Genomic DNA, 21,284 nt, shown 5'->3' on the forward strand with positions numbered 1-21,284 from the left:
TTAACACCTCCTTATTTCCTTCGTGGTTTGTCGGGTAAACCCTCCCACTGTTATATATCTATCTAAAAAAGCTTAATAGCTTTTATAAGCAATTTTACAATTTTTCAATTTGATCAAAATCCAATTCTACAAGAGTTTCCCTTCCAAACATCGAAATATAAACTTTGACTTTTCTCTTCTCTGCATTAATACTTTCTACAGTACCTATAAAACTTTCAAAGGGACCTGCTATAACTTTAATTGCATCCTTGATTTTTAAATCAATGTCTGATACAACTATTTCTTGTACTCCCAACGCTCTTACTTCTTTGTCTGTCAGCGGTACAGGTTTAGATCCTGGGCCTACAAATCCTGTAACTCCTCTTGTATTTCTTACAAGATACCAAGATTCATCATTTATTATCATTTTAACAATAACATAGCCCGGAAAAAGTTTTCTTTCTTTTACCTTTTTTGTCCCACTCTTTGATTCTACATACTCTTCCGTAGGCACAATAACTTCAAATATATCGTCTATTTTTCCTCTGTTTTCCACCATCTTTTCAATATTTGCCTTTACCTTATTTTCATAGCCGGAATAAGTATGTACTACATACCATTTAGCTTTTTTGACTCTCTCTTCTCTTGTTTCAGTCATATCAACCATAAGCATAAGAACCTCTAAATTAGGCCCTTCCCTCCCTCATATTACTTTACAATAAGTCCCAATAAACGATTTATCCCCAAATCCAAAAGCCATACTACAAAACTTACTATTAAACACATGAAAATTACTACTCCCGTGTAATTAATAAGCTCCTTTCTTGTAGGCCATATTACCTTTTTAGTTTCGGATTTAACTCCTCTGAAATATGCACGTAATTTACCCTTTTGAGCATCTGTTTGAGCAGCCATAAAATTCACATCCTTATTTTTATTCTTTTATCTATTTGGTTTCCTTATGAACAGTATGAGTTTTACAGAATTTACAATACTTTTTAAGCTCCATTCTTTCAGGATTCTTCTTTTTATTTTTTGTTGTAGTATAATTCCTTTGTTTACATTCTGTACATGCTAAAATAACCATATCCCTCAATCCAGCCACCTCCTAAAACACTAAATATGCTATATGTTAAATATACAAAAACCCAATTTTACTGCATTACTTAATATAAACTATCACAAATTAAATATTATGTCAATAAAAAATTAAAGTAAAAAAAACCTATCTTCACAAAAATATACAGCATAAATATATTTTATCCTTATCTGTCTTTTTTAATCCTTTAAAAAAGACCAAGTCAAAAGACTTAGTCTTTCCTCTAAAGCTATATTAAATTTTATTCAATAATCTTGCTGACTACTCCAGCTCCAACTGTCTTTCCGCCTTCTCTGATTGCAAATCTTAATCCTTCTTCCATTGCTATCGGCGTTATTAATTCTATCTTGAAGTTCGCATGGTCTCCCGGCATTACCATCTCTACTCCTTCTTCCAACTCTATGTTCCCAGTTACATCTGTTGTCCTGAAGTAAAACTGAGGTCTATATCCGTTGAAAAATGGTGTATGCCTTCCTCCCTCTTCTTTCGTCAATACATATACTTGGGCATTAAATTTTGTATGGGGTGTTATGCTCTTCGGTTTCGCCAATACTTGCCCTCTTTCTATTTCTGCTCTCTGTACTCCTCTTAATAATGCTCCTATATTATCTCCTGCTTGCGCTTCGTCCAATATCTTCCTGAACATCTCTAACCCTGTTACTACTACTGTCCTCGGCTCTGCCGACAATCCTACTATCTCTACATTGTCTCCTACTTTTAATACTCCTCTTTCTACTCTTCCTGTTGCTACTGTCCCTCTGCCTGTTATACTGAATATATCTTCTACCGGCATTAAGAATGGTTTATCTGTTTCTCTCTTCGGTTGCGGTATCTCTTCATCTACTACATCCATTAATTCTATTATCTTGTCTCCCCATTTCCCGTCCGGATCTTCTAATGCCTTTAATGCTGACCCTACTACTATCTTCGTATTATCTCCGTCAAATTCATATTCGTTTAACAGGTCTCTTACTTCCATCTCTACTAATTCTATTAATTCCGGATCATCTACCATATCTGCTTTATTTAAAAATACTACTATCTTTGGCACTCCTACCTGTCTTGCCAGCAATATATGCTCTCTTGTTTGTGGCATTGGCCCGTCTGCCGCTGATACTACAAGTATTGCCCCGTCCATTTGGGCTGCTCCTGTTATCATATTCTTTATATAATCTGCATGTCCCGGACAGTCTACATGGGCATAATGACGTTTCTTCGTCTCATACTCTACGTGAGCTGTTGAGATCGTTATTCCTCTTTCTCTTTCCTCTGGGGCTTTATCTATGTTGTCGTATGTCATTACATTACCTAATCCGTATCTCTTATTCAATACCAATGTGATTGCTGCTGTCAACGTCGTTTTACCATGATCTACGTGTCCTATTGTTCCTATATTTACGTGAGGTTTATTTCTTTCATAATGTTGCTTTGCCATCTCCTTGATTCCTCCTTAAACAATAATCTAATTAAATAAACTCCCCCGGGTGTTCCATAGCTGTAAAATAACACAAATTGGAGCCCATGACCGGAATCGAACCGGTTACCTCTTGCTTACCATGCAAGTGCTCTGCCTATTGAGCTACATGGGCATCTATAACCACCCTAAGTATTTTACTACCTACATTCTTCCTTGTCAATACTAAATTAATCTAATCTTCTTTGAGTTCCAGATATCTCTCTAACTTTCTTTTAACCCTCTGCAATGCATTATCTATACTCTTTACATGCCTGTCCAAATCCACTGCGATTTCTTGATATGTTTTCCCATCCAAATATGATGTTAACACTTCCCACTCCAAATTACTGAGTATTTCTCCTATCTTTGATTCCATGTAGGACAATTCTTCTCTGCTGATTATAAGTTCTTCCGGATCCGTAACCTTAACTCCCGAAAGAACATCAAGTAAAGTTCTATCGGATTCGTCATCATATATAGGTTTGTTTAAAGATACATAGGAATTCAAAGGAATATGTTTCTGTCTTGTTGCAGTTTTAATCGCCGTTATTATTTGTCTTGTTATACATAACTCTGCAAACGCTTTGAAGGAAGTTAACTTATCCTTATTATAGTCTCTAATGGCTTTATAAAGTCCAATCATTCCTTCTTGAATAATATCTTCTCTATCCGCACCAATTAAAAAATAGCATCTTGCTTTAGCTCTTACAAAATTTTTATATCTATTGATCAAATATTCTAAGGCCTGACGATTCCCTTTTTTTGCCTCTTCCACCACATCTTCATCTTCCATGCTGTTAAAGTAAGATAAGTTCAATTCATTGTATAAACCTAATCCCACTAAGTATCCCCTCCAGAAAAGCCAATTATATTATTTCCGACTTAATTAATTAAATTATAAATAAATATCCGTCCATAGTCAAGATCATTCACAACTTTTCCACTTCTTCAATTTTTTAATTATCTCATCATCAAGTTTTCCCATAATCAAATTATTGGTTTCATTCTTCTTCTTTTCTCTGTTTTCCAAAAGCCTTTTTTGATCCAATATTTCCATTTCCAATTCTCTTGCCGATATTCTCGTCCCCCCTCTTCCTAAAATTACTTGTTGTTCCATCCAATCAGAAGTAGCTACCGTCACCTTCTTTATTCTACCTATTTCATCCAATGCTCTTTCTATATATTGATCGGCAGTTTCATATTCTTTTGTATATATGACATCTACTTCTTTTATCCTATTGCTTTCTCCCCCATTTCCCTTTACCAAGTGACCATCAAATACTATTATTACTTTTATACCTGAATAATACTGATATTCCGCCATTACTTCAATAAGCTCTTCCCGCGCCATTTCTAAGCTCACTTCGCTCAAAGAGCGAAGTTTTTCCCATGAATTTATAATATTATATCCATCAACAAACAAATACTCGTTAAACTTTTTCTCATCTTTTTTCATTTTTCAAACTTCTCTGTCTCACAACTTCATATATTAATACAGAAACAGCATTTGATGCATTTAAAGACGATATATGCCCAACCATAGGAATTTTAATAAGAAAATCGCAATTTTCTTTTACCAGCCTTGATAATCCTTTACCTTCACTGCCTATAACCAATGCAATAGGCCCTTTTAAATCAGTTTCATAATAATAGTTTTCACCAGCCATATCTGCTCCAAATATCCATAGTCCTTTTTTCTTAAGGTATTGTATAGTAGCAGATATATTGGTTTCTCTTGCCACTTTAATCCATTCAATAGCTCCTGCTGAAGCCTTTGCAACAGCCTGAGTCAATGTTGCAGATCTGTGTTTTGGTATTATTATTCCATGGGCTCCTCCCGCTTCAGCCGTTCTTATTATTGCTCCCAAATTATGAGAATCTTCTATTCCATCAAGTATTATAATAAAAGGTTCTTCTGACTTTTCTGCCGATGCATTCAAAATATCATCAACAGTTGAATATGCATAGGAACTAACTAATGCGGCAACTCCCTGATGAGGGATACTGCCCGATATTCCATCCAGCTTTCCTCTTTCTACATACTGAATGGGAATATGCCTATCCTTTGCCTCTCCTATTATTTTATTTATGCTTCCTTTTAACTCGCCTTTAAGTATAAATATCTTATCAATTTCCCTATTAGATTTTAGTGCCTCAAAAATAGGATTTCTTCCTACTATATAATCTCCTTCCATATTTTCACTCCCTATGCATCCCAAAAATTAACATATTTTAAATTTAAAAGATATTACATATATTATACATAAAAATTTGTATCAATACATACAACTTATTATAAATTTAAAAATTTTTCTCTCACTTCATTGATCTTTCCGCAGGTCATCTTTCCTTCAGGACAAGAACCCATAATACACTCAGGTCCCGCATTCTTAAATAAAGAAGGATATACCCCTTTAACCAATCTCAACATCTCGGTAGCTAACAGCCTTATCTCCCATTGTGCTCTATTACAACATCTGAGCCTGAAAAAATTAAATAAACTTCTGGTATTCATAGTAAATATTATCTTTGTTTCACAGGCATTGGGAAATACATATCTGGCATCTTCTATAGAAGATTTTTCAGCTTTATTCCTTGCTGATTTTTCACTTTCTCCCATATCCATATACTTTTTCAAATAATCATTATACAACATTTCCGTAATTTGATTATAATATTGTTGATCTTCTTTCATTGCCTTTTGAAACATCTCTTTAGCTTCAGGAATATCTGCAATCGCCGGAGGAATTACATAATCAAAACCATCCAGTCTTACATATCTCTGAGACTGTTGAGAATAGCTCCCTATTCTATGCCTCACCAATTGATGGGAAAGAACTCTCGAAATACCTTCCACTCCAAAAGTGAAGGAAACATGTTCAATAGGAGATTCATGCCCTAAATTCATGAGCATGTTAATAAAGTTGTCCACTTTTTTTTCATTCAAATCTTCTTCAATTTCTTCAATTGTTACAGAAGAATAACAGAGCTTTGCCGCCTGTGCCACTAATTTTTCACCGTCTAAGGTGTATCTTAATAATTTCACTTTTAAATTGCTCTCCATAATCAAAACCTCCATATAACTCTATACTATGAAAGAAAATAACTGTATGATTCTATCCTCCTGCCCTTTTAAATATAAATATCCAATTAAAGTTTCAAATCCTGTGGCATACTTATATTCCAAAACGCTAAAATTTTTTGGATGGCTATTTATTTTAGCATTTCTCCCTCTTTTCACAATTCCCATTTCTTCTTCAGTTAAATACTTCTCCAATTTGTGTATAATATCCGATTGAGCTTTGGCGCTTACAAATTCTGTAGCTTTCTGATGAAGTTCCTGAACCTTCAAATTTCTGTTTATATTTATAATATAAGTTCTGACTAACAGTTCGTATACCGCATCTCCTAAGTAAGCCAACTGTAGAGGAGACAAACTGTCTATCTCCTCTACAGTTATATTTTTTAATTTTCCTAATACGTTGTTATATTCATTTTCCATTTTCTATACTCTTTTCCATTTGACTCCTTCCGATGTATCTTCCAGTATTATACCTTTTTCTTTTAATTCATCTCTAATTTTGTCCGCAAGCTTAAAATCCTTATTTCTCCTCGCTTCTGTTCTCTTTTCAATTAATTCCGTTATATCATTATCCAGCATTTCATCTTTTTTAGATAATATGCCCAGTATATTTGTTAATTCCATTAAAGTGCTATATGCATATTGTACCACATTCTTCAACGAATTTTCATTTAAATTTGTGTTTGCCCATTTTATCAGTTCAAATAAAGCAGATACACTATCAGCAGTATTTATGTCATCTTCCATTGAGTTAATAAATTTTTCTTTAAATAGGTCAATTGCTTTTTTCATGGAATCAGCTTTTTCATTAAATTCTACGGTAGTACATTTATTTAATAAATATTCTAAATTTTTCTTCCCGTTATATAATCTTTCTAATCCGTTTCCTGCCTGAAGGAGAAGTTCTTTATTGAAATTAACGGGACTTCTGTAATGAGACTGAAGGATAAAAAACCTCAAAACTTCCAGATCTACTACTTGCCCTATTTCCCTTACTGTAAAAAAGTTCAGTTTAGATTTAGACATTTTTACATTTTCCACATTTATCATGGCATTATGGAGCCAATAGTTGGCAAAGGGTTTTCCTGTTAAAGTCTCACTTTGGGCAATTTCGTTTTCATGATGAGGAAACTGAAGGTCTTCCCCTCCCGCATGAATATCAATAGTATCCCCCAAAAACTCTCTTGCCATGGCGGAGCATTCAATATGCCATCCAGGTCTGCCTTTCCCCCAGGGAGTTTCCCAATAAGGTTCTCCCTCCTTTGCCTTTTTCCAAAGAGCAAAATCCATAGGATTATGTTTTTCTTCACTTACCTCAACTCTTGCTCCGCACATAAGTTCATCAATATTCTTCTTTGAGAGTTTGCCATAATCTTTATCCTTAGTTATATCAAAATATACATTTCCCTCCACGTTATAAGCACAGCCTTTATTAATAAGCTCCTGGACAAATTCAACGATTTCTTTTATATTGTCTGTAGCTTTAGGATGAAACGTATCCTCCTCCTCAATTAAAAGTCCTTTTGAATCTTTATAGTATTCGGCAATAAATTTATCCGCTATTTCTTTAACGGTTTTTCCTTCTTCCTTTGCTTTTTTTATCATCTTGTCGTCTATATCAGTAAAATTAACTAAAAATTTAACCTTGTAACCCTTGTATTTTAAATATCTCCTCAAAGTATCAAATATAACTAAAGGTCTGGCATTGCCCACATGAATATAATTATAAACTGTAGGGCCGCATACATAAATACTTACCTCTTTTTCCCTTATTGGGACAAATTTTTCCTTCCTTCTCGTTAAAGTATTGTACAGTCTCATATTCTCATTCTCCTATCTTATTATATATCAAAACACCGCCTCACATTACAGAGACGGTGTTATCGCGGTTCCACTCTGATTTGGTTTCATTAAAAAACCCAACTCAAAAATTGATAACGGTTAACACCGGAAATTCCTAATTAATTTCGGAACAACAGTTTAAAGGTGCACTTCAGCTAAACATTGGCCCGAAATTTTTTTCAGCCAAATCAAAAATCCCTCTCTAAGAGCATGTTGAGCTTACTCTCCTTTTCAATACCTTTTAATATTTATTTGTTCTATATTTTACAATAATATGATGACATTTTCAAGGACTATATTAAATATTTTTCTTTAATATATTTTATTCTGTCTGTTATTTTATCTTTCCCCAAAATATAAATAATGTTTACAAGTTCAGGGCCGTGCATATTTCCTGTTAAAGCAATTCTTATGGGCATATATAAATTTTTCCCTTTTATTCCTGTTTTCTTCTGAACTTTTTTCATTATCCCCTTAGCAAATTCCTTGTCTATTTCATCTATATCTTCAAGTTCCGCTTCAAAAGCATCAAATAGCACATGGACTTGATCTCCTTTTAATACTTCTAATACCTCTTCCCCTTCCAAAGTTACTTTATCTTCAAAAAATATCTTTGTCTTATCAACAATATCCTTAATTGTAGATAAACTTTCTTGAACGGTTTCAACTATAGTTTCTATCCAATCATACCTGTTCTTTACATCCTCTTTTGTTATATAATTTGCTTCTATCAAATAGGGTATCGAAAGATCCGTTATCCTTTTTATGCTTGAACTTCTGATATAATGTCCGTTGACCCAATCCAATTTATCCTTATCAAATACTCCCCCGGTCTTTGCAACTCTTTCAAAAGAAAATTGCTTTATCATTTCCTCCATGGATAAAATTTCTTCATTTCCTTCCGGACTCCATCCCACTAATGCAAGATAATTCACAAGTCCTTCCGGAAGATATCCGCTTTTTCTGAAATCCTCCACAGATACATCCCCTTGTCTTTTGCTTAATTTTTTTCTGTCCTTATTCAGTACCACGGGAAGATGAACATATTGAGGACTCTCCCAGCCAAATGCTTCATAAAGATATACATGCTTCGGTGTAGATGCAAGCCACTCTTCTCCTCGGATAATATGAGTTATTTTCATTAAATGGTCATCTACCACTACCGCCAAATGATAAGTAGGAAAACCGTCTGATTTCATGAGAACCTGATCATCTAAATCATCTGTATTCATAACAATATCTCCTCTTACCAAATCGTGAAACTTTATATCCTTATTATGAGGAAGCTTAAGTCTTATTACGTATTCTTCTCCATTGGCAATACGTTTCCTTGCCTCCTCCAATGAAATACTCCTGCAAAGGCCATCGTACCTCGGAATAAGACCTTTTACCTTCTGTTCCTCCCTTACTTTCTCCAACCTTTCCTTAGAACAGAAACAATAATATGCGTAACCTTTTTCTATCAACTCATTTATATATTTCTTGTAAATACTAAGCCTCTCTGATTGAATATACGGACCATATTCTCCTTTTTGAATAATATTGCCATTATCATCAAAGCAAACACCTTCATCGATTTCAATTCCCGCCCAATTCAAAGACTTAATTAAATTTTCAATTGCTCCTTCTACAAATCTTGTCTGGTCAGTATCTTCTATCCTTAAAATAAACTTTCCATTATTGCGTCTAGCATATAAATAGTTGTATAAAGCAGTCCTAATAGAACCTATATGTATAAAACCTGTTGGACTTGGAGCAAATCTTAATCTTACTTCTTTCAAAACTGACACCTCCTGTTTAAGTCTAATTATAGTTATAATTATATACTACTCATAATAGAGTATCAACCTATGGGTGAAATCTTATCCCGACAATTTAAAATAAAATTTATATGTACTTATGAATATAATCATAATATAATAAAATAAAAGGGTTTCTATTAAAACATTAACATATCAGAGAGATCTTTATAACCCATCCAAAGTGAATAAAATAGGTATGGGTTATAAAAATAATATCAAATATGAAGGGAGGAAAATATGAAAAACAATTACATTATAGGAATAATATTAATATTACTCGGTGTTGGATTTCTCGTACAGCGGTTTCTGCCGGGATTCTATTTTAATAACATCATTCATACTTATTGGCCCTTAATCCTTATAATTATAGGATTAGTCAAACTTTCGGATAAAAACAGTTCCAAAATCACAGGTATAATAATATTGTTAATAGGGGCTTATTTCCAATCATATAATTTAAATTTAATACATTTTAGCTTTTGGGATATATTCTGGCCTATTATCTTACTAATCATAGGCTTCAATCTTTTGATACCCAAAATGAGGAATTCAAAAAAATATCAGGTCGGTGAAGAGAACAGCAAAAGTACTATTGAATCCTTCTGTTTGTTTTCTGGGCTTCATACTTTAAATCAATCTTCATCTTTTAAGGGAGGAAATGTAACAGTTTTGTTTGGAGGAGCAGACATCGATTTAAGGGGAGCAAACATTTCAGAAGGAGAAGCTTATTTAGAACTCAATGCTTTCTTTGGAGGGATAGATGTATTTGTTCCTGAAAATTGGAGAGTGGAAGTTTCGGGCCTACCTATATTCGGAGGATGGTCCAATAAAACTCCAATAAATTCAGATCCAAATGCTCCTATCCTTAATATAACATGCTTAGCAGCTTTCGGTGGGATAGAAATAAAATAAAAAGAAAGGATTTACTGATAAAAAATATAATCGGTAAATCCTTTTTCTTGATCTCATATCTCTTTTATATCTAAATCTTGATTTTTAAATTCTCTCTTTATATTTTCAATTATTTTATCCGTATTTATTTCCATATTGTCCTCTGATGCTCTTAAAGAATATTCCACTATATTTTCTTTTGCTCTTTTTCCTACAGTAATCCTAATAGGAATGCCTATTAAATCTCTGTCATTGAATTTAACTCCTGCTCTTTCGTTTCTGTCATCAAGGATCACTTCTAATCCTAATTTATCCAATTCTTTATATATTTTTTCTCCCAGGTCTGTCTGGGACTGATCCTTTACATTAATTACTGTAATTATTACGTGATAGGGTGTCACTATTAATGGCCAAATTATCCCTTTATCATCATGACATTGTTCTACAATTGCTGCCGCAGTTCTTGATACTCCTATTCCATAAGAACCCATATAAAAATACTGTCCTTTTCCGTTTTCATCAAGATAAGTTGCGTTTAAACTTTTACTATATTTAGTACCTAATTGAAATATATTCCCAACTTCTATTCCTCTGTCCATTTTTAAATGTTCTCCACACTTAGGGCATAAATCCCCTTCCTTTACAAGAAGAAGATCCTCTACGACTTCTCCCGAAAAATCCCTGTTATAATTTACATTTCTAAGATGATAGTTTGTTTCGTTTGCTCCTACTACGAAATTTTTCATCTTAGTAATTCTTGAATCCACAAGAAGCCTTACTCCTTTTTTTAGTCCTATAGGCCCTGAAAATCCCACACAAGCTCCGGTAATTTCTTTTATTACATCTTCATCTGCCAATTCAAGCTCATGTTCTGCAATACCTAAATAATGGCACAATTTTATTTCATTTAATTCCCTGTCCCCCGGTATCAAAGCAAATACTATTTCATCTTTTGCCTTATAAATTAGTGCCTTAGCAAAATTACATCCTTCAATTTTCAGAAAAGCCGACACTTCCTCTATGGTCCTTAAATCCGGAGTATAAACTTTTTCAACTTTTTTTTCTTCCTCATCCTTACATTTTAAGTCATAGGATACCTTAGCCTTCTCGTCTGTTGCCGCATACTCGCAATTATCGCAGTAAGCTATTCTTCCTTCCCCTACTTCCGATAATGCAATAAATTCATGAGATTCGTTTCCTCCCATTGCTCCCGAATCTCCCTCTACTATTTTAAATTTCAGCCTAAGCTTTTTAAACACCTTTTCATAGGCATCCCACATATTCTGATAGGCTGCCTTCATTCCTTGGAAATCCCTGTCAAAACTATAGGCATCTTTCATTATAAATTCTCTACTTCTTATAAGCCCAAACCTCGGCCTCTTTTCATCCCTGTATTTTGTTTGTATTTGATACAAATTCAGCGGCAATTGCTTATAAGATTTGATTTCATCTTTTATTAATGCAGTAAAATATTCTTCATGAGTAGGCCCAAGGCAAAATTCTCTATTGTTTCTATCCTCTAATTTAAACATCTCAGGTCCATAATTTTCCCATCTTCCGCTTTCCACCCATAATTCTTTAGGTTGTATAGCTGACATTAAAAGTTCTTGACAACCGGATTTATCCATTTCTTCTCTGACTATTTTCTCAATTTTTCTTATAACTCTATAGCCCAAAGGCAAATAGGAATATATTCCGGAAACCAGTTTTCTCATCATACCCGCTCTTAAAAGAAGTTGATGACTTGGTATTTCTGCTTCTGAAGGTATTTCCCTTAATGTTGGAACATATAATTCAGACATTTTCATTTTTCTATCTCCTTTCATTTGGTTTAAACTAAAAAAACCTTCATCTCAGGAAGAGACGAAGGTTTGAAATCCGTGGTACCACTCTAATGGATTTAATTTTTATAAATCCTCTCATAAGTTTTAACGATACTATCGTTCAGACATACTAAATTCTGACTGAAAGCTCCGGAATGGGTTCGATTCTTAGAGGACTGAAAGTATTTCACCTTTGAACTTTCTCTCTAAAATCATAATCATCTACTATTTTCCTTCAACGCAATATCTTGTTTTTTTTATAATACTAAAAAAAATTCTCCTTGTCAAATAATTTATATTAAATATACTGCTCTCTTTATCCAGAAATTAAATCCTCTGTTCTAAATCGGAATTAACAAACAAACGCTATAAGCGGAAATCCCTTCTTCTCTTCCTTCAAATCCCAAGTATTCAGTAGTCGTAGCCTTAATACCTATATTATCCTCTGATATATTCAATACATGAGATATATTGGCTTTCATTTTATCAATATATGAAGCAAGCTTTGGTCTTTGAGCCACAATAATACAATCCATATTTCCTATTCCATATCCCTTATCTTTAATTATATTATATACCCTTTTCAAAAGAATTAAGCTTGATATATCTTTATATTTCATATCGGTATCAGGAAAATATTTCCCTATATCTCCCAATGCCAAGGCTCCCAACATGGAATCCATTATAGCATGGATTAATACATCCGCATCTGAATGACCTTTTAAACCTTTTTCATGAGGAATTTCCACTCCTCCCAATATTAATTTCCTTTCTTCTGTCAGTTGGTGAGCATCATATCCTATTCCTATTCTCATCATTATCACCCTATCTGGTACGAAAAATTAAATTTTTCATATAAATAAAGTCTTTCTCTTTAACTATGGATTCTGCTATTATTAAATCTTCCGGAGTAGTTATTTTTATATTATTGTAATCTCCCATAATCATCTTTACTTTATATCCCAATCTTTCTACAAGCATACCGTCATCCGTACCTATAAATTGATCCTCTACAGCTTGCCTGTAAGCTTTCATTATAATATCATAAAAAAAACATTGAGGAGTCTGAGCAGCCCATATAAATCTTCTATCAGGAGTATTTTCTATAATACATTCATCCTTTATCAATTTGATAGTATCCTTAACGGGAACTCCTATAATGCAGGCTCCGTTTTCTTCCACTCCCTTTATTCCCGCTTCAATGCTTTCTACTTTTACAAAAGGTCTGGCTCCGTCATGAATAAGAACCATATCACATTTTTTATCTAATGCCATTAGCCCATTATATACCGAATCCTGCCTTTCCTTTCCTCCCTTTACAATTTTCATAACCTTTTTAAATCCATATTTCTTGACTATTTCTCTTCTGCAATATTCTATCTCTTCTTCTCTGCACACTACAACTATTTCATCTACAAATCTGTCTGTTTCAAATTTTTCTATTGCATGAGCTAATATCGGTTTACTATCTATATGTATAAATTGTTTATTTATTTTACTCCCCATTCTATTGCTCATTCCGGCTGCAGCTATTATGGCCGAAACAAAATAGCTTTTATACATGGCTCTATCACCTCTTACACATTATAGCATAATAAAATACAACATGAAATATATTTCTACTATCTTACCCCAAAAATAAAAAAATATTAGGGTCTATATAGACCCTAAACTGCTTTATCTACAAGATATTTGGGCTTTGCAAATATCATCCTACCTGCGGAAGTTTGTAGAACGGATGTAACTAAAACACCGACTGTTTCACCTATATGCTTTTTGCCTCCTTCTACAACTATCATAGTTCCGTCATCTAAATACGCTAATCCTTGCCCTGATTCCTTTCCGTCTCTTATAACCTGAACTATCATTTCTTCTCCCGGCAATACTACAGGTTTAATGGCATTTGCTAATTCATTAATATTTAAAACCTCAATTCCTTGAACCTCTGCTACTTTATTAAGGTTATAATCATTTGTTATAACCTTTCCCTTCAAATGTTGAGCAAGCTTTAAAAGTTTTGCATCAACCTCTTGAGCATTGTCTACCTTTTTATCGTATATAATTACTTCCATATCCAGCTCTTTCTGAATTCTATTTAAAATATCCAATCCTCTTCTTCCTCTATTCCTTTTTAATCCATCTGAAGAATCAGCTATATGCTGCAATTCTTCCAGCACAAAATCGGGTATTATAAGAGGCCCCTCTATGAACCCTGTCTTACACAGGTCTGCAATTCTGCCGTCAATTATTACGCTTGTGTCAAGTATTTTAGCACATGATTTACTTGTTGTTTTAGTTTTTTCTTTTCCTATGTTTTTTCTTAAATTGCTAAATGTGCTAACAAAATCTTCCCTTTTTCTCGTTGCAACTTTTATACCTAAATACCCAAAAATCAAATAAAGAATTATAGATATTCCTACTCCTAAGTAAGGAATTTTCAGATTATAAAAAGGTTGACTCAAAAGATACGCTATTATCAATCCCACTATAAGTCCTATGGAACCCATCGCAATATCTGCAGCCGGAATTTTTTGAAGCTCTACCTCTAAGAATTGAATAAATTTCTCCTCTCCTTTTATAAATTTGGGAGCTAAAAGAAAAAATATGATTCCGAAGATTAAACTTACTCCTATATAAATTACTAAACCCACCAAGCCTAAATCAGAAACATCTAATATATTTAGGCTTTTTAAAGCTGCCATAACTCCATATCCAATTAATATTCCTACTATGGTAATAATTCCTTTTATAATTTTATCTACCATATAAACTTCACCTCCTCATTTATTATATTTATTTCCATTAAAATAAATTATATAACTCAATTTTAGTGAAAAATGTTTTTTATTAAAATTAAGTTATATCTAATTTGAAAAATTAACTGCTTCTTCAATTAATTCTTCTGCCTCTTCAGGATCTCTCCCGACTACTAAAACAATTTCACTTATAAGCATTTGTTTTGCACTATTAAGCATCTTTCTTTCTCCCGTAGACAATCCCTTTTGTTTATCCCTTATCATTAGATTTCTCACAACAGATGCAATTTCAAACACATTTCCACTTTTTATTTTATTCATATTAAGCCTATAACGTCTGTTCCAATTTTGAGGCATCTTCGTAATATTTCCTTTAAGAACATTAAAAACTTCTTTTATTTCCTTATCACTAATAATCTCTCTTATACCTATTTCCTCAATATTGTCTACCGGAATCATCACCCGCATATCTCCTATAGGCATTTTCATAATATAGTACTTCCTCTTTTCTCCCAGTATTTCCTTCTCTTCTATTGCGATTATAATTCCAGCACCATGCATAGGATATACTATTTTATCCCCTATATTAAACATAGTGACAACCTCCTATTATTAGCTTATTATATTTTTATTATACAGGATTAGGTAATGATTGTCAAATTTTTAATTTTACCACATTACTTATCAATTTGTCAACTTAATATTTTTTCTTTTTTCATATTTTTTTTCATATCTTTTCTTTTTTAAAAAAATTAATTAATATATTTCAAGAATTATTTGACAACAGCTTGTCTACTTAAGTATAATGAAATTATAGTATGAATCTTTTTGACTGAGGTGGGATTATATGGACAGAGCTACAGCAAATAATGATAAAAACGTAACATATTGCGATTTTCAATGCAAGGTTGCAGAAGTAATCATCAGGCATAAAAGTATTTTGGATATAATCACTAAGTTAGACGAATGCAATTCACGAATCAACAGGGCAGTAGTTAAATCTGCCACATCTTGCGGTTGCATTTCCATTAAAGCTTCAAAACAAGAATATGATAAAAATACTCTTGATGAAGTTAGGCAAAGTTTAAAAAACCATGTAGAGGGAAATCTGTGTGAAGTTTGCAAAGAAAAAATCGAAGAAGAAATGGGAGAATATATTTTCTACTTGGCTGCTTTATGCGATACTTTAAATATAAGCCTAACCGATGTAATAAATACTGAATACAGAAATATAAAAACTTTGGGAATATACAATCTTAAGTAATGTCATGAAATATTTTACCTAGAATCTATCTTATAAAGTCTTAGCCGAAATCTCCCAGTTTTAATTGTGGGATGAAGGTTTATAGATATGTGTTCAATGCTATCTTAATGGATTGGTAGCAGTAGTTAGGAATATCAGAATTAGTATGAAAAAGGCTTCTATATAAAATCAAGAAGCCTTTTTTGAAATCCATTTTAGGTCAAGTATAATTTTATTCTTCCTTACTTTTATATTATATGTCGTTCTATAAATACTTGATCCTGATACCTTTTAAGTCCCTCTTTTATTATTTTCGCTCTTATTTCTCCTACTCCTTCTGCCAAATCCAATTCTGATACAGAAGCTTTTAATATCCGTTGTAAAGATCCGAACATTTTTATCACATTTTCTAAAACTCCCGAAGAAATTCTGGGAATTTTGTTTAATATTCTATATCCTTTTGGATATATATTCACATCTAATGAATTATTATCGTTATCATAGCCAAAAATCCGAGCAATATTAGATAAATTTAGCAATTCTTCAGAAGAAAGATTCATTATTTCCTCATTTATTTTCTGATATGATTTTTCTTGATTATGATACCAGTAATCCTTTATTATATTCATCTTATCTTCCTTTACATTGCTCATAATCTCTTCCATCTGCATAGTTATAAGTCTTCCTTCATTTCCTAACTCCAATATATATCTTTCAATTTCTTCTTCTATTCTTTCAATCATTTCAACTTTCTGTATAATCTTTGCTACATCATATACTGTAACCAGATCTTCAAATTCAAGAATAGTCAAATTGTTTATAGCTTGATTAAAGACGGTTTTATACTTTTCCAAAACTTGTATGGCTTGATTTGCTTTGTTTAGTACTTGATTCGTATCCCTTAAAACATATTTAATATTTCCTTTATATAATGTAATGATGTTCCTTCTTTGAGACACAGCTACAACTAAGGCTTTAGTTTGCTTAGATACTCTTTCAGCCGTTCTGTGCCTTATACCCGTTTCTTGTGAAAAAATATTTTGATCAGGCAGCAACTGAACATTAGCATAGAGAATCTTTTTACAATCTGACGATATAATAACCGCACCATCCATCTTTGCCAATTCATAAATATAATATGGAGTATAATCTTTATCGATAATAAATCCTCCATCTATAATTTTCAAAACGTCCTCTTCATTTCCAATTACAATTAAAGCTCCTGTTTTGGATCTCACAATATTGTCTATTCCTAATCTCAGTTCTGTACCAGGTGCTAACATTCTAAGAGAATTATATAGTTCTTGCTTTAAATTGTCATTTTTCATAAATTATCCTCCGAAAACCATATTCAATCCTTCTTCAACTGAAGATATCCCTATTATTTTTATCCCTTTAACATCTTTTATATCTTTTAAATTGGCCTTTGGAATCAATGCAGTATCAAATCCCAATTTAGCCGCTTCCTTAACTCTTCTCTCAACAAAGCTTACTGAACGTACTTCTCCTGCCAATCCTACTTCCCCCATAACCACGGTTCCCGGGGATATAAAAGCGTCTTTATAACTGGACGCAATAGATATAATTATTCCCAGATCCATAGATGGTTCTTTCGATTTTATTCCTCCTGCAATATTAATATACACATCATAATTTTGAAGCTTATAGCCCATTTTCTTCTCCAAAACCGCTATCATAAGTATGACTTTATTATAGTCTATTCCCATGGCAACTCTTCGAGGTATTCCAAAAGGGGTAGAGCTTACAAGAGATTGAACTTCCACAAGCATAGGCCTTGTACCTTCTATACTTGGTACTACTACAGTACCTGATGTGTCCATAGGTCTTCCTGAAAGAAGAGCTGCAGATGGGTCTTCAATTTCTTCAAGTCCTTTATCTTTCATCTCAAACATTCCTATCTCATTTGTAGAGCCAAATCTATTTTTAACCGCTCTAAGTATCCTGTAACTATGGTACATCTCCCCCTCAAGATAAAGAACAGTATCTACCATATGTTCCAATACCTTAGGACCCGCAATTGAACCCTCTTTAGTCACATGGCCCACTATAAAAGTAGCTATGGCTTTTTCCTTGGCTATTTTCATCAACTTATAAGTTGACTCTCTCACCTGGCTAACACTTCCCGGAGCCGACATAATATCTGAACTATAAACCGTTTGAACGGAATCAATTATGAGTATGTCTGGTAAAATTTTATCTATTCCCTTTTCAATTATGTCCAAATTAGTTTCGGATATAATATATAGTTCTTGAGAATTTAAATTTAACCTTTCTGCTCTTATTTTTATTTGTTTGAAGGACTCTTCTCCCGATGCATATAAAATCTTTAATCCCTTCTTGGACAGTTGATTTGCCATTTGAATTAAAAGAGTGGATTTTCCTATTCCCGGCTCACCTCCTACAAGAATAAGAGAGCCCTTCACTATTCCTCCTCCGAGAACCCTGTCAAATTCTTCGATCCCTATTTCAATTCTATCCTCTTCATCTATTTCTACATCAATTAGTCTCTCTATCTTTCTTTCAGATATGTTGTCAAGTGTGTTAATATGTGAAGTTTTTTCTTCCCTTTTTATTACTTCTTCGACAAATGAATTCCATGCATTACATGAAGGACATTTTCCCAACCATCGAAGAGTTTCATACCCACAATTTTGGCAAACATATTTCGTTTTTAATTTCACAAAATCTCCTCCAATTTTATTTTATCCATTATAAAAAAGGCTTCTGTTAAAGCATTAATGAATTAAAGAAAATATGATTTTTCTATGGACTATAACAAAAAACAGATACTCCTATTTTAAACAAGATAAAATAGGAATATCTGTAAAATAATTTTATCTATTTAATACAGGTTCCTTATTAAATATCAATTTATCTCCATCATAATTAATTAATATATTATCTGTCTTAGACACATTACCTTTAAGAATTTCCTCAGCCAGCTGATCCTCTATCATACTTCTTATAACCCTCTCCAAAGGTCTTGCCCCAAATTCAGGGTCAAATCCTTTCTTACTTATGAAGCTTCTTGTTTCATCGCTTATTTTCACATTGATATCCATTTTTTTGAGCCTCTTCTGCAGATTCTTAATCATTATATCCACAATTTCTTTTACCTGGGTTTCATTAAGAGAATGGAATATAATTATGTCATCAATTCTGTTCAAAAACTCAGGTCTGAATGTTCTTCTTAATTCTGCCTGTATAGTTTCCTTCATTTTTTCATATTCTTCCTTTTCCTCTGAAGACTGCCTTGTAAATCCGAGGACATTTTGCTTTTTAAGCAAAGTTGCCCCTACATTTGATGTCATAATTATCACCGTATTCTTGAAATCCACAGTCCTTCCCTTAGAATCCGTAAGTCTTCCGTCATCTAATATTTGAAGAAGAACATTAAATACATCCGGATGAGCCTTTTCTATTTCATCAAACAATATTACGGAATAAGGTCTCCTTCTAACCATTTCCGTTAACTGTCCTCCTTCATCATATCCTACATACCCCGGAGGAGAACCTATTAATTTCGATACAGAATATTTCTCCATATACTCCGACATATCAACCCTTATCATAGCATCTTCGTCGCCAAATAATGCCTCCGCTAAAGCTTTCGCAAGATAAGTTTTGCCCACTCCTGTAGGCCCTACAAAGATAAAAGTTCCTATAGGCTTTTTAGGATCCTTAAGCCCTACTCTTGCTCTTCTAACAGCTCTTGAAACGGCTTCGACTGCTTTATCTTGCCCAACGACCTTTTCATGAAGAACTTTTTCTAAATTAAGAAGTCTTTGGCTTTCTTCCATTGTCATTTTATTCACAGGAATCCCAGTCCAGTTTGAAACTACAGCAGCTATTTCATCATATCCGACTTCTATATTAGAATCCTTCTTTTCTTTATCCCATTGAGATTTTTTGAATTCCATCTCTGCTTTTATTTTTCTTTCCATATCTCTTACTTTCGCTGCTTTTTCATAATTTTGATTATTAATTGCTTCTTCTTTTTCCTGAGATAATTCTTCCAACTTATCTTCTAAGCTTTTCAAACCATTAGGAGTTGTTATTGATTTCAATCTCACCATGGAAGCAGCTTCATCCATTAAATCTATTGCCTTATCGGGAAGAAATCTATCTGTTATATATCTGGCCGAAAGCTCTACAGCAGCTTTTATTCCCTGGTCAGTTATTTTGACTCTATGATAAGCTTCATATCTATCTCTTAGCCCTTCAAGTATTTTAATTGTATCTTCTATTGTGGGTTCTTCAACCATTATGGGCTGAAATCTTCTCTCTAAAGCAGAATCCTTTTCTATATGTTTTCTATATTCATCAGTAGTTGTCGCACCTATTATTTGAAGTTCTCCCCGAGCCAAAACCGGTTTTAATATATTCGACGCATCTATCGCTCCTTCTGCTGCTCCCGCCCCAACTATGGTATGGAGTTCATCAATAAACAATATAACGTCCTTAGATTCTTTCAGCTCCTTCATAACTGCTTTAAATCTTTCTTCAAATTCTCCTCTATATTTAGCTCCTGCAATCATGCTTGCCAAATCCAAGGATACAACTCTTTTATCCTTAATCATATCCGGAACTTTTCCTTCAATTATCTTTTGAGCTAATCCTTCTGCAATTGCTGTCTTTCCTACCCCCGGTTCTCCAATTAAGCATGGGTTATTCTTAGTTCTTCTGCTCAGCACCTGAATTACTCTCTCTATTTCTTTCGTTCTCCCTATGACAGGATCTATTTTACCATCTTTTGCAAGCTTATTTAAATCAGAACTGTATTTATCGAGATTAGGAGTGCTGCTCCTACTTCTTCCGTCTCCCTGAGATGCCTTCATATTATTTTCTGTAAGCATTTCTATAACATCTTCTCTTAGCTTTTCTACATCAACTCCTAAGCTTCTTAAGACAACTACAGCTACCCCTTCTCCTTCTTCCAATAATCCAAGAAGAATATGCTCAGTTCCTATATAATTATTTCCTAAGTTCCTTGCTTCCAAAAATCCCAATTCAAATACTCTTTTAGTCCTAGGAGTGAATCCTAATATATCCGTTTCATAACTGCCATATCCTACAGCCTTTATTATTTGTTCTCTTAAAATATCCACATTCAATCCTGCATTTTTCAACGATTGGGCAGCAATACCTTCATCTTCTTCTAATAATCCCAAAAGCAGATGCTCCGTTCCTACATAATTATGTCTTAGCTTTTGAGCTTCTTGCTGAGCCAAGAGCATTACTTTTTGAGCACTTTCTGTAAATCTTCCAAACATTGCCATAATATCCCTCC

At 33.3% G+C, this 21,284-nt stretch carries 21 protein-coding genes, 1 tRNA gene and 2 other annotated features; of the genes, 2 read left to right on the forward strand and 20 right to left on the reverse strand.

Translation table 11 applies throughout. The annotated features are described in order from the left end of the window. Nucleotides 1-94 precede the first annotated feature (94 nt). The 12 genes from nusG to gltX form a co-directional block, all read right to left on the reverse strand. On the reverse strand, nt 95-646 hold the full coding sequence (gene nusG / locus EQM13_RS14470) for a transcription termination/antitermination protein NusG (RefSeq protein ID WP_071140192.1): 552 nt from the start codon (nt 644-646) through the stop codon (nt 95-97). A gap of 41 nt (nt 647-687) precedes the next feature. Further along, nucleotides 688-894: a preprotein translocase subunit SecE gene (gene secE, locus EQM13_RS14475; RefSeq protein WP_071140191.1), complete on the reverse strand. Its 207-nt coding sequence runs from the start codon at nt 892-894 to the stop codon at nt 688-690. Between the two features lie 31 nt (nt 895-925). Continuing rightward, nucleotides 926-1,075, reverse strand: coding sequence for a 50S ribosomal protein L33 (gene rpmG, locus EQM13_RS14480; RefSeq protein WP_071140190.1), 150 nt, complete (start codon nt 1,073-1,075; stop codon nt 926-928). A 244-nt stretch (nt 1,076-1,319) separates the two neighbouring features. Beyond that, nucleotides 1,320-2,513, reverse strand: coding sequence for an elongation factor Tu (gene tuf / locus EQM13_RS14485; RefSeq protein ID WP_128753056.1), 1,194 nt, complete (start codon nt 2,511-2,513; stop codon nt 1,320-1,322). A 78-nt stretch (nt 2,514-2,591) separates the two neighbouring features. Then, nucleotides 2,592-2,667: transfer RNA gene (locus tag EQM13_RS14490), tRNA-Thr, on the reverse strand. A 60-nt stretch (nt 2,668-2,727) separates the two neighbouring features. Continuing rightward, complete coding sequence (sigH, locus tag EQM13_RS14495; protein ID WP_114218408.1) at nt 2,728-3,375, reverse strand: RNA polymerase sporulation sigma factor SigH; 648 nt, start codon at nt 3,373-3,375, stop codon at nt 2,728-2,730. Between the two features lie 84 nt (nt 3,376-3,459). Further along, on the reverse strand, nt 3,460-3,990 hold the full coding sequence (locus EQM13_RS14500; RefSeq protein WP_128753057.1) for an NYN domain-containing protein: 531 nt from the start codon (nt 3,988-3,990) through the stop codon (nt 3,460-3,462). Then, nucleotides 3,977-4,729: a 23S rRNA (guanosine(2251)-2'-O)-methyltransferase RlmB gene (gene rlmB / locus EQM13_RS14505; RefSeq protein WP_071140185.1), complete on the reverse strand. Its 753-nt coding sequence runs from the start codon at nt 4,727-4,729 to the stop codon at nt 3,977-3,979. The genes EQM13_RS14500 and rlmB overlap by 14 nt, the downstream gene beginning before the upstream one ends. Before the next feature lie 98 nt (nt 4,730-4,827). Then, nucleotides 4,828-5,598 carry an FAD-dependent thymidylate synthase gene (gene thyX / locus EQM13_RS14510; protein WP_128753058.1) on the reverse strand — a complete coding sequence of 257 codons (771 nt, stop codon included), beginning with the start codon at nt 5,596-5,598 and terminating at the stop codon, nt 4,828-4,830. Between the two features lie 21 nt (nt 5,599-5,619). Further along, nucleotides 5,620-6,036, reverse strand: a complete 417-nt coding sequence (locus EQM13_RS14515) for a Mini-ribonuclease 3 (protein ID WP_071140183.1) — start codon at nt 6,034-6,036, stop codon at nt 5,620-5,622. Nucleotides 6,037-6,039: 3 nt separating this feature from the next. Next, entirely contained in the window at nt 6,040-7,437 is a 1,398-nt protein-coding gene (gene cysS / locus EQM13_RS14520) for a cysteine--tRNA ligase (RefSeq protein ID WP_071140182.1), read from the reverse strand. 46 nt (nt 7,438-7,483) lie between these two features. After that, nucleotides 7,484-7,702: a binding site (T-box leader), on the reverse strand. 49 nt (nt 7,703-7,751) lie between these two features. Further along, a complete protein-coding gene (gene gltX, locus EQM13_RS14525; protein ID WP_128753059.1) occupies nt 7,752-9,239 on the reverse strand; it encodes a glutamate--tRNA ligase in 1,488 nt (495 codons plus the stop codon). 258 nt (nt 9,240-9,497) lie between these two features. On the opposite strand from gltX, the gene EQM13_RS14530 reads away from it, so the two are divergent. Further along, on the forward strand, nt 9,498-10,172 hold the full coding sequence (locus tag EQM13_RS14530; RefSeq protein ID WP_128753060.1) for a LiaF transmembrane domain-containing protein: 675 nt from the start codon (nt 9,498-9,500) through the stop codon (nt 10,170-10,172). Nucleotides 10,173-10,225: 53 nt separating this feature from the next. Here the strand turns inward: EQM13_RS14530 and EQM13_RS14535 are convergent, their stop codons facing one another. From EQM13_RS14535 to EQM13_RS14555, 5 genes are all read right to left on the reverse strand, one after another. Further along, the gene (locus EQM13_RS14535) at nt 10,226-11,959 is read right to left on the reverse strand and encodes a proline--tRNA ligase (RefSeq protein WP_128753061.1); all 1,734 of its coding nucleotides are present in this window, start codon (nt 11,957-11,959) and stop codon (nt 10,226-10,228) included. A 48-nt stretch (nt 11,960-12,007) separates the two neighbouring features. Continuing rightward, nucleotides 12,008-12,222, reverse strand: a binding site (T-box leader). Between the two features lie 93 nt (nt 12,223-12,315). Beyond that, nucleotides 12,316-12,789: a 2-C-methyl-D-erythritol 2,4-cyclodiphosphate synthase gene (gene ispF / locus EQM13_RS14540; RefSeq protein ID WP_071140178.1), complete on the reverse strand. Its 474-nt coding sequence runs from the start codon at nt 12,787-12,789 to the stop codon at nt 12,316-12,318. 10 nt (nt 12,790-12,799) lie between these two features. Then, complete coding sequence (ispD, locus tag EQM13_RS14545; RefSeq protein WP_071140177.1) at nt 12,800-13,537, reverse strand: 2-C-methyl-D-erythritol 4-phosphate cytidylyltransferase; 738 nt, start codon at nt 13,535-13,537, stop codon at nt 12,800-12,802. A gap of 104 nt (nt 13,538-13,641) precedes the next feature. Then, nucleotides 13,642-14,739, reverse strand: a complete 1,098-nt coding sequence (locus EQM13_RS14550) for a PIN/TRAM domain-containing protein (protein WP_128753063.1) — start codon at nt 14,737-14,739, stop codon at nt 13,642-13,644. Between the two features lie 99 nt (nt 14,740-14,838). Then, on the reverse strand, nt 14,839-15,324 hold the full coding sequence (locus tag EQM13_RS14555; RefSeq protein ID WP_128753064.1) for a CarD family transcriptional regulator: 486 nt from the start codon (nt 15,322-15,324) through the stop codon (nt 14,839-14,841). A gap of 253 nt (nt 15,325-15,577) precedes the next feature. On the opposite strand from EQM13_RS14555, the gene EQM13_RS14560 reads away from it, so the two are divergent. Then, nucleotides 15,578-15,994 carry a nucleoside triphosphate pyrophosphohydrolase family protein gene (locus tag EQM13_RS14560; protein ID WP_071140174.1) on the forward strand — a complete coding sequence of 139 codons (417 nt, stop codon included), beginning with the start codon at nt 15,578-15,580 and terminating at the stop codon, nt 15,992-15,994. A 227-nt stretch (nt 15,995-16,221) separates the two neighbouring features. On the opposite strand, the gene disA is transcribed toward EQM13_RS14560, so the two are convergent. From disA to EQM13_RS14575, 3 genes are all read right to left on the reverse strand, one after another. Further along, complete coding sequence (gene disA, locus EQM13_RS14565; protein WP_128753065.1) at nt 16,222-17,301, reverse strand: DNA integrity scanning diadenylate cyclase DisA; 1,080 nt, start codon at nt 17,299-17,301, stop codon at nt 16,222-16,224. 3 nt (nt 17,302-17,304) lie between these two features. Further along, entirely contained in the window at nt 17,305-18,675 is a 1,371-nt protein-coding gene (radA, locus tag EQM13_RS14570; protein WP_071140172.1) for a DNA repair protein RadA, read from the reverse strand. A 153-nt stretch (nt 18,676-18,828) separates the two neighbouring features. Next, entirely contained in the window at nt 18,829-21,273 is a 2,445-nt protein-coding gene (locus tag EQM13_RS14575) for an ATP-dependent Clp protease ATP-binding subunit (RefSeq protein ID WP_071140171.1), read from the reverse strand. Between the last annotated feature and the right edge of the window lie 11 nt (nt 21,274-21,284).

The sequence above is a fragment of the Acidilutibacter cellobiosedens genome (assembly GCF_004103715.1).
Lineage (GTDB): Bacteria > Bacillota > Clostridia > Tissierellales > Acidilutibacteraceae > Acidilutibacter > Acidilutibacter cellobiosedens.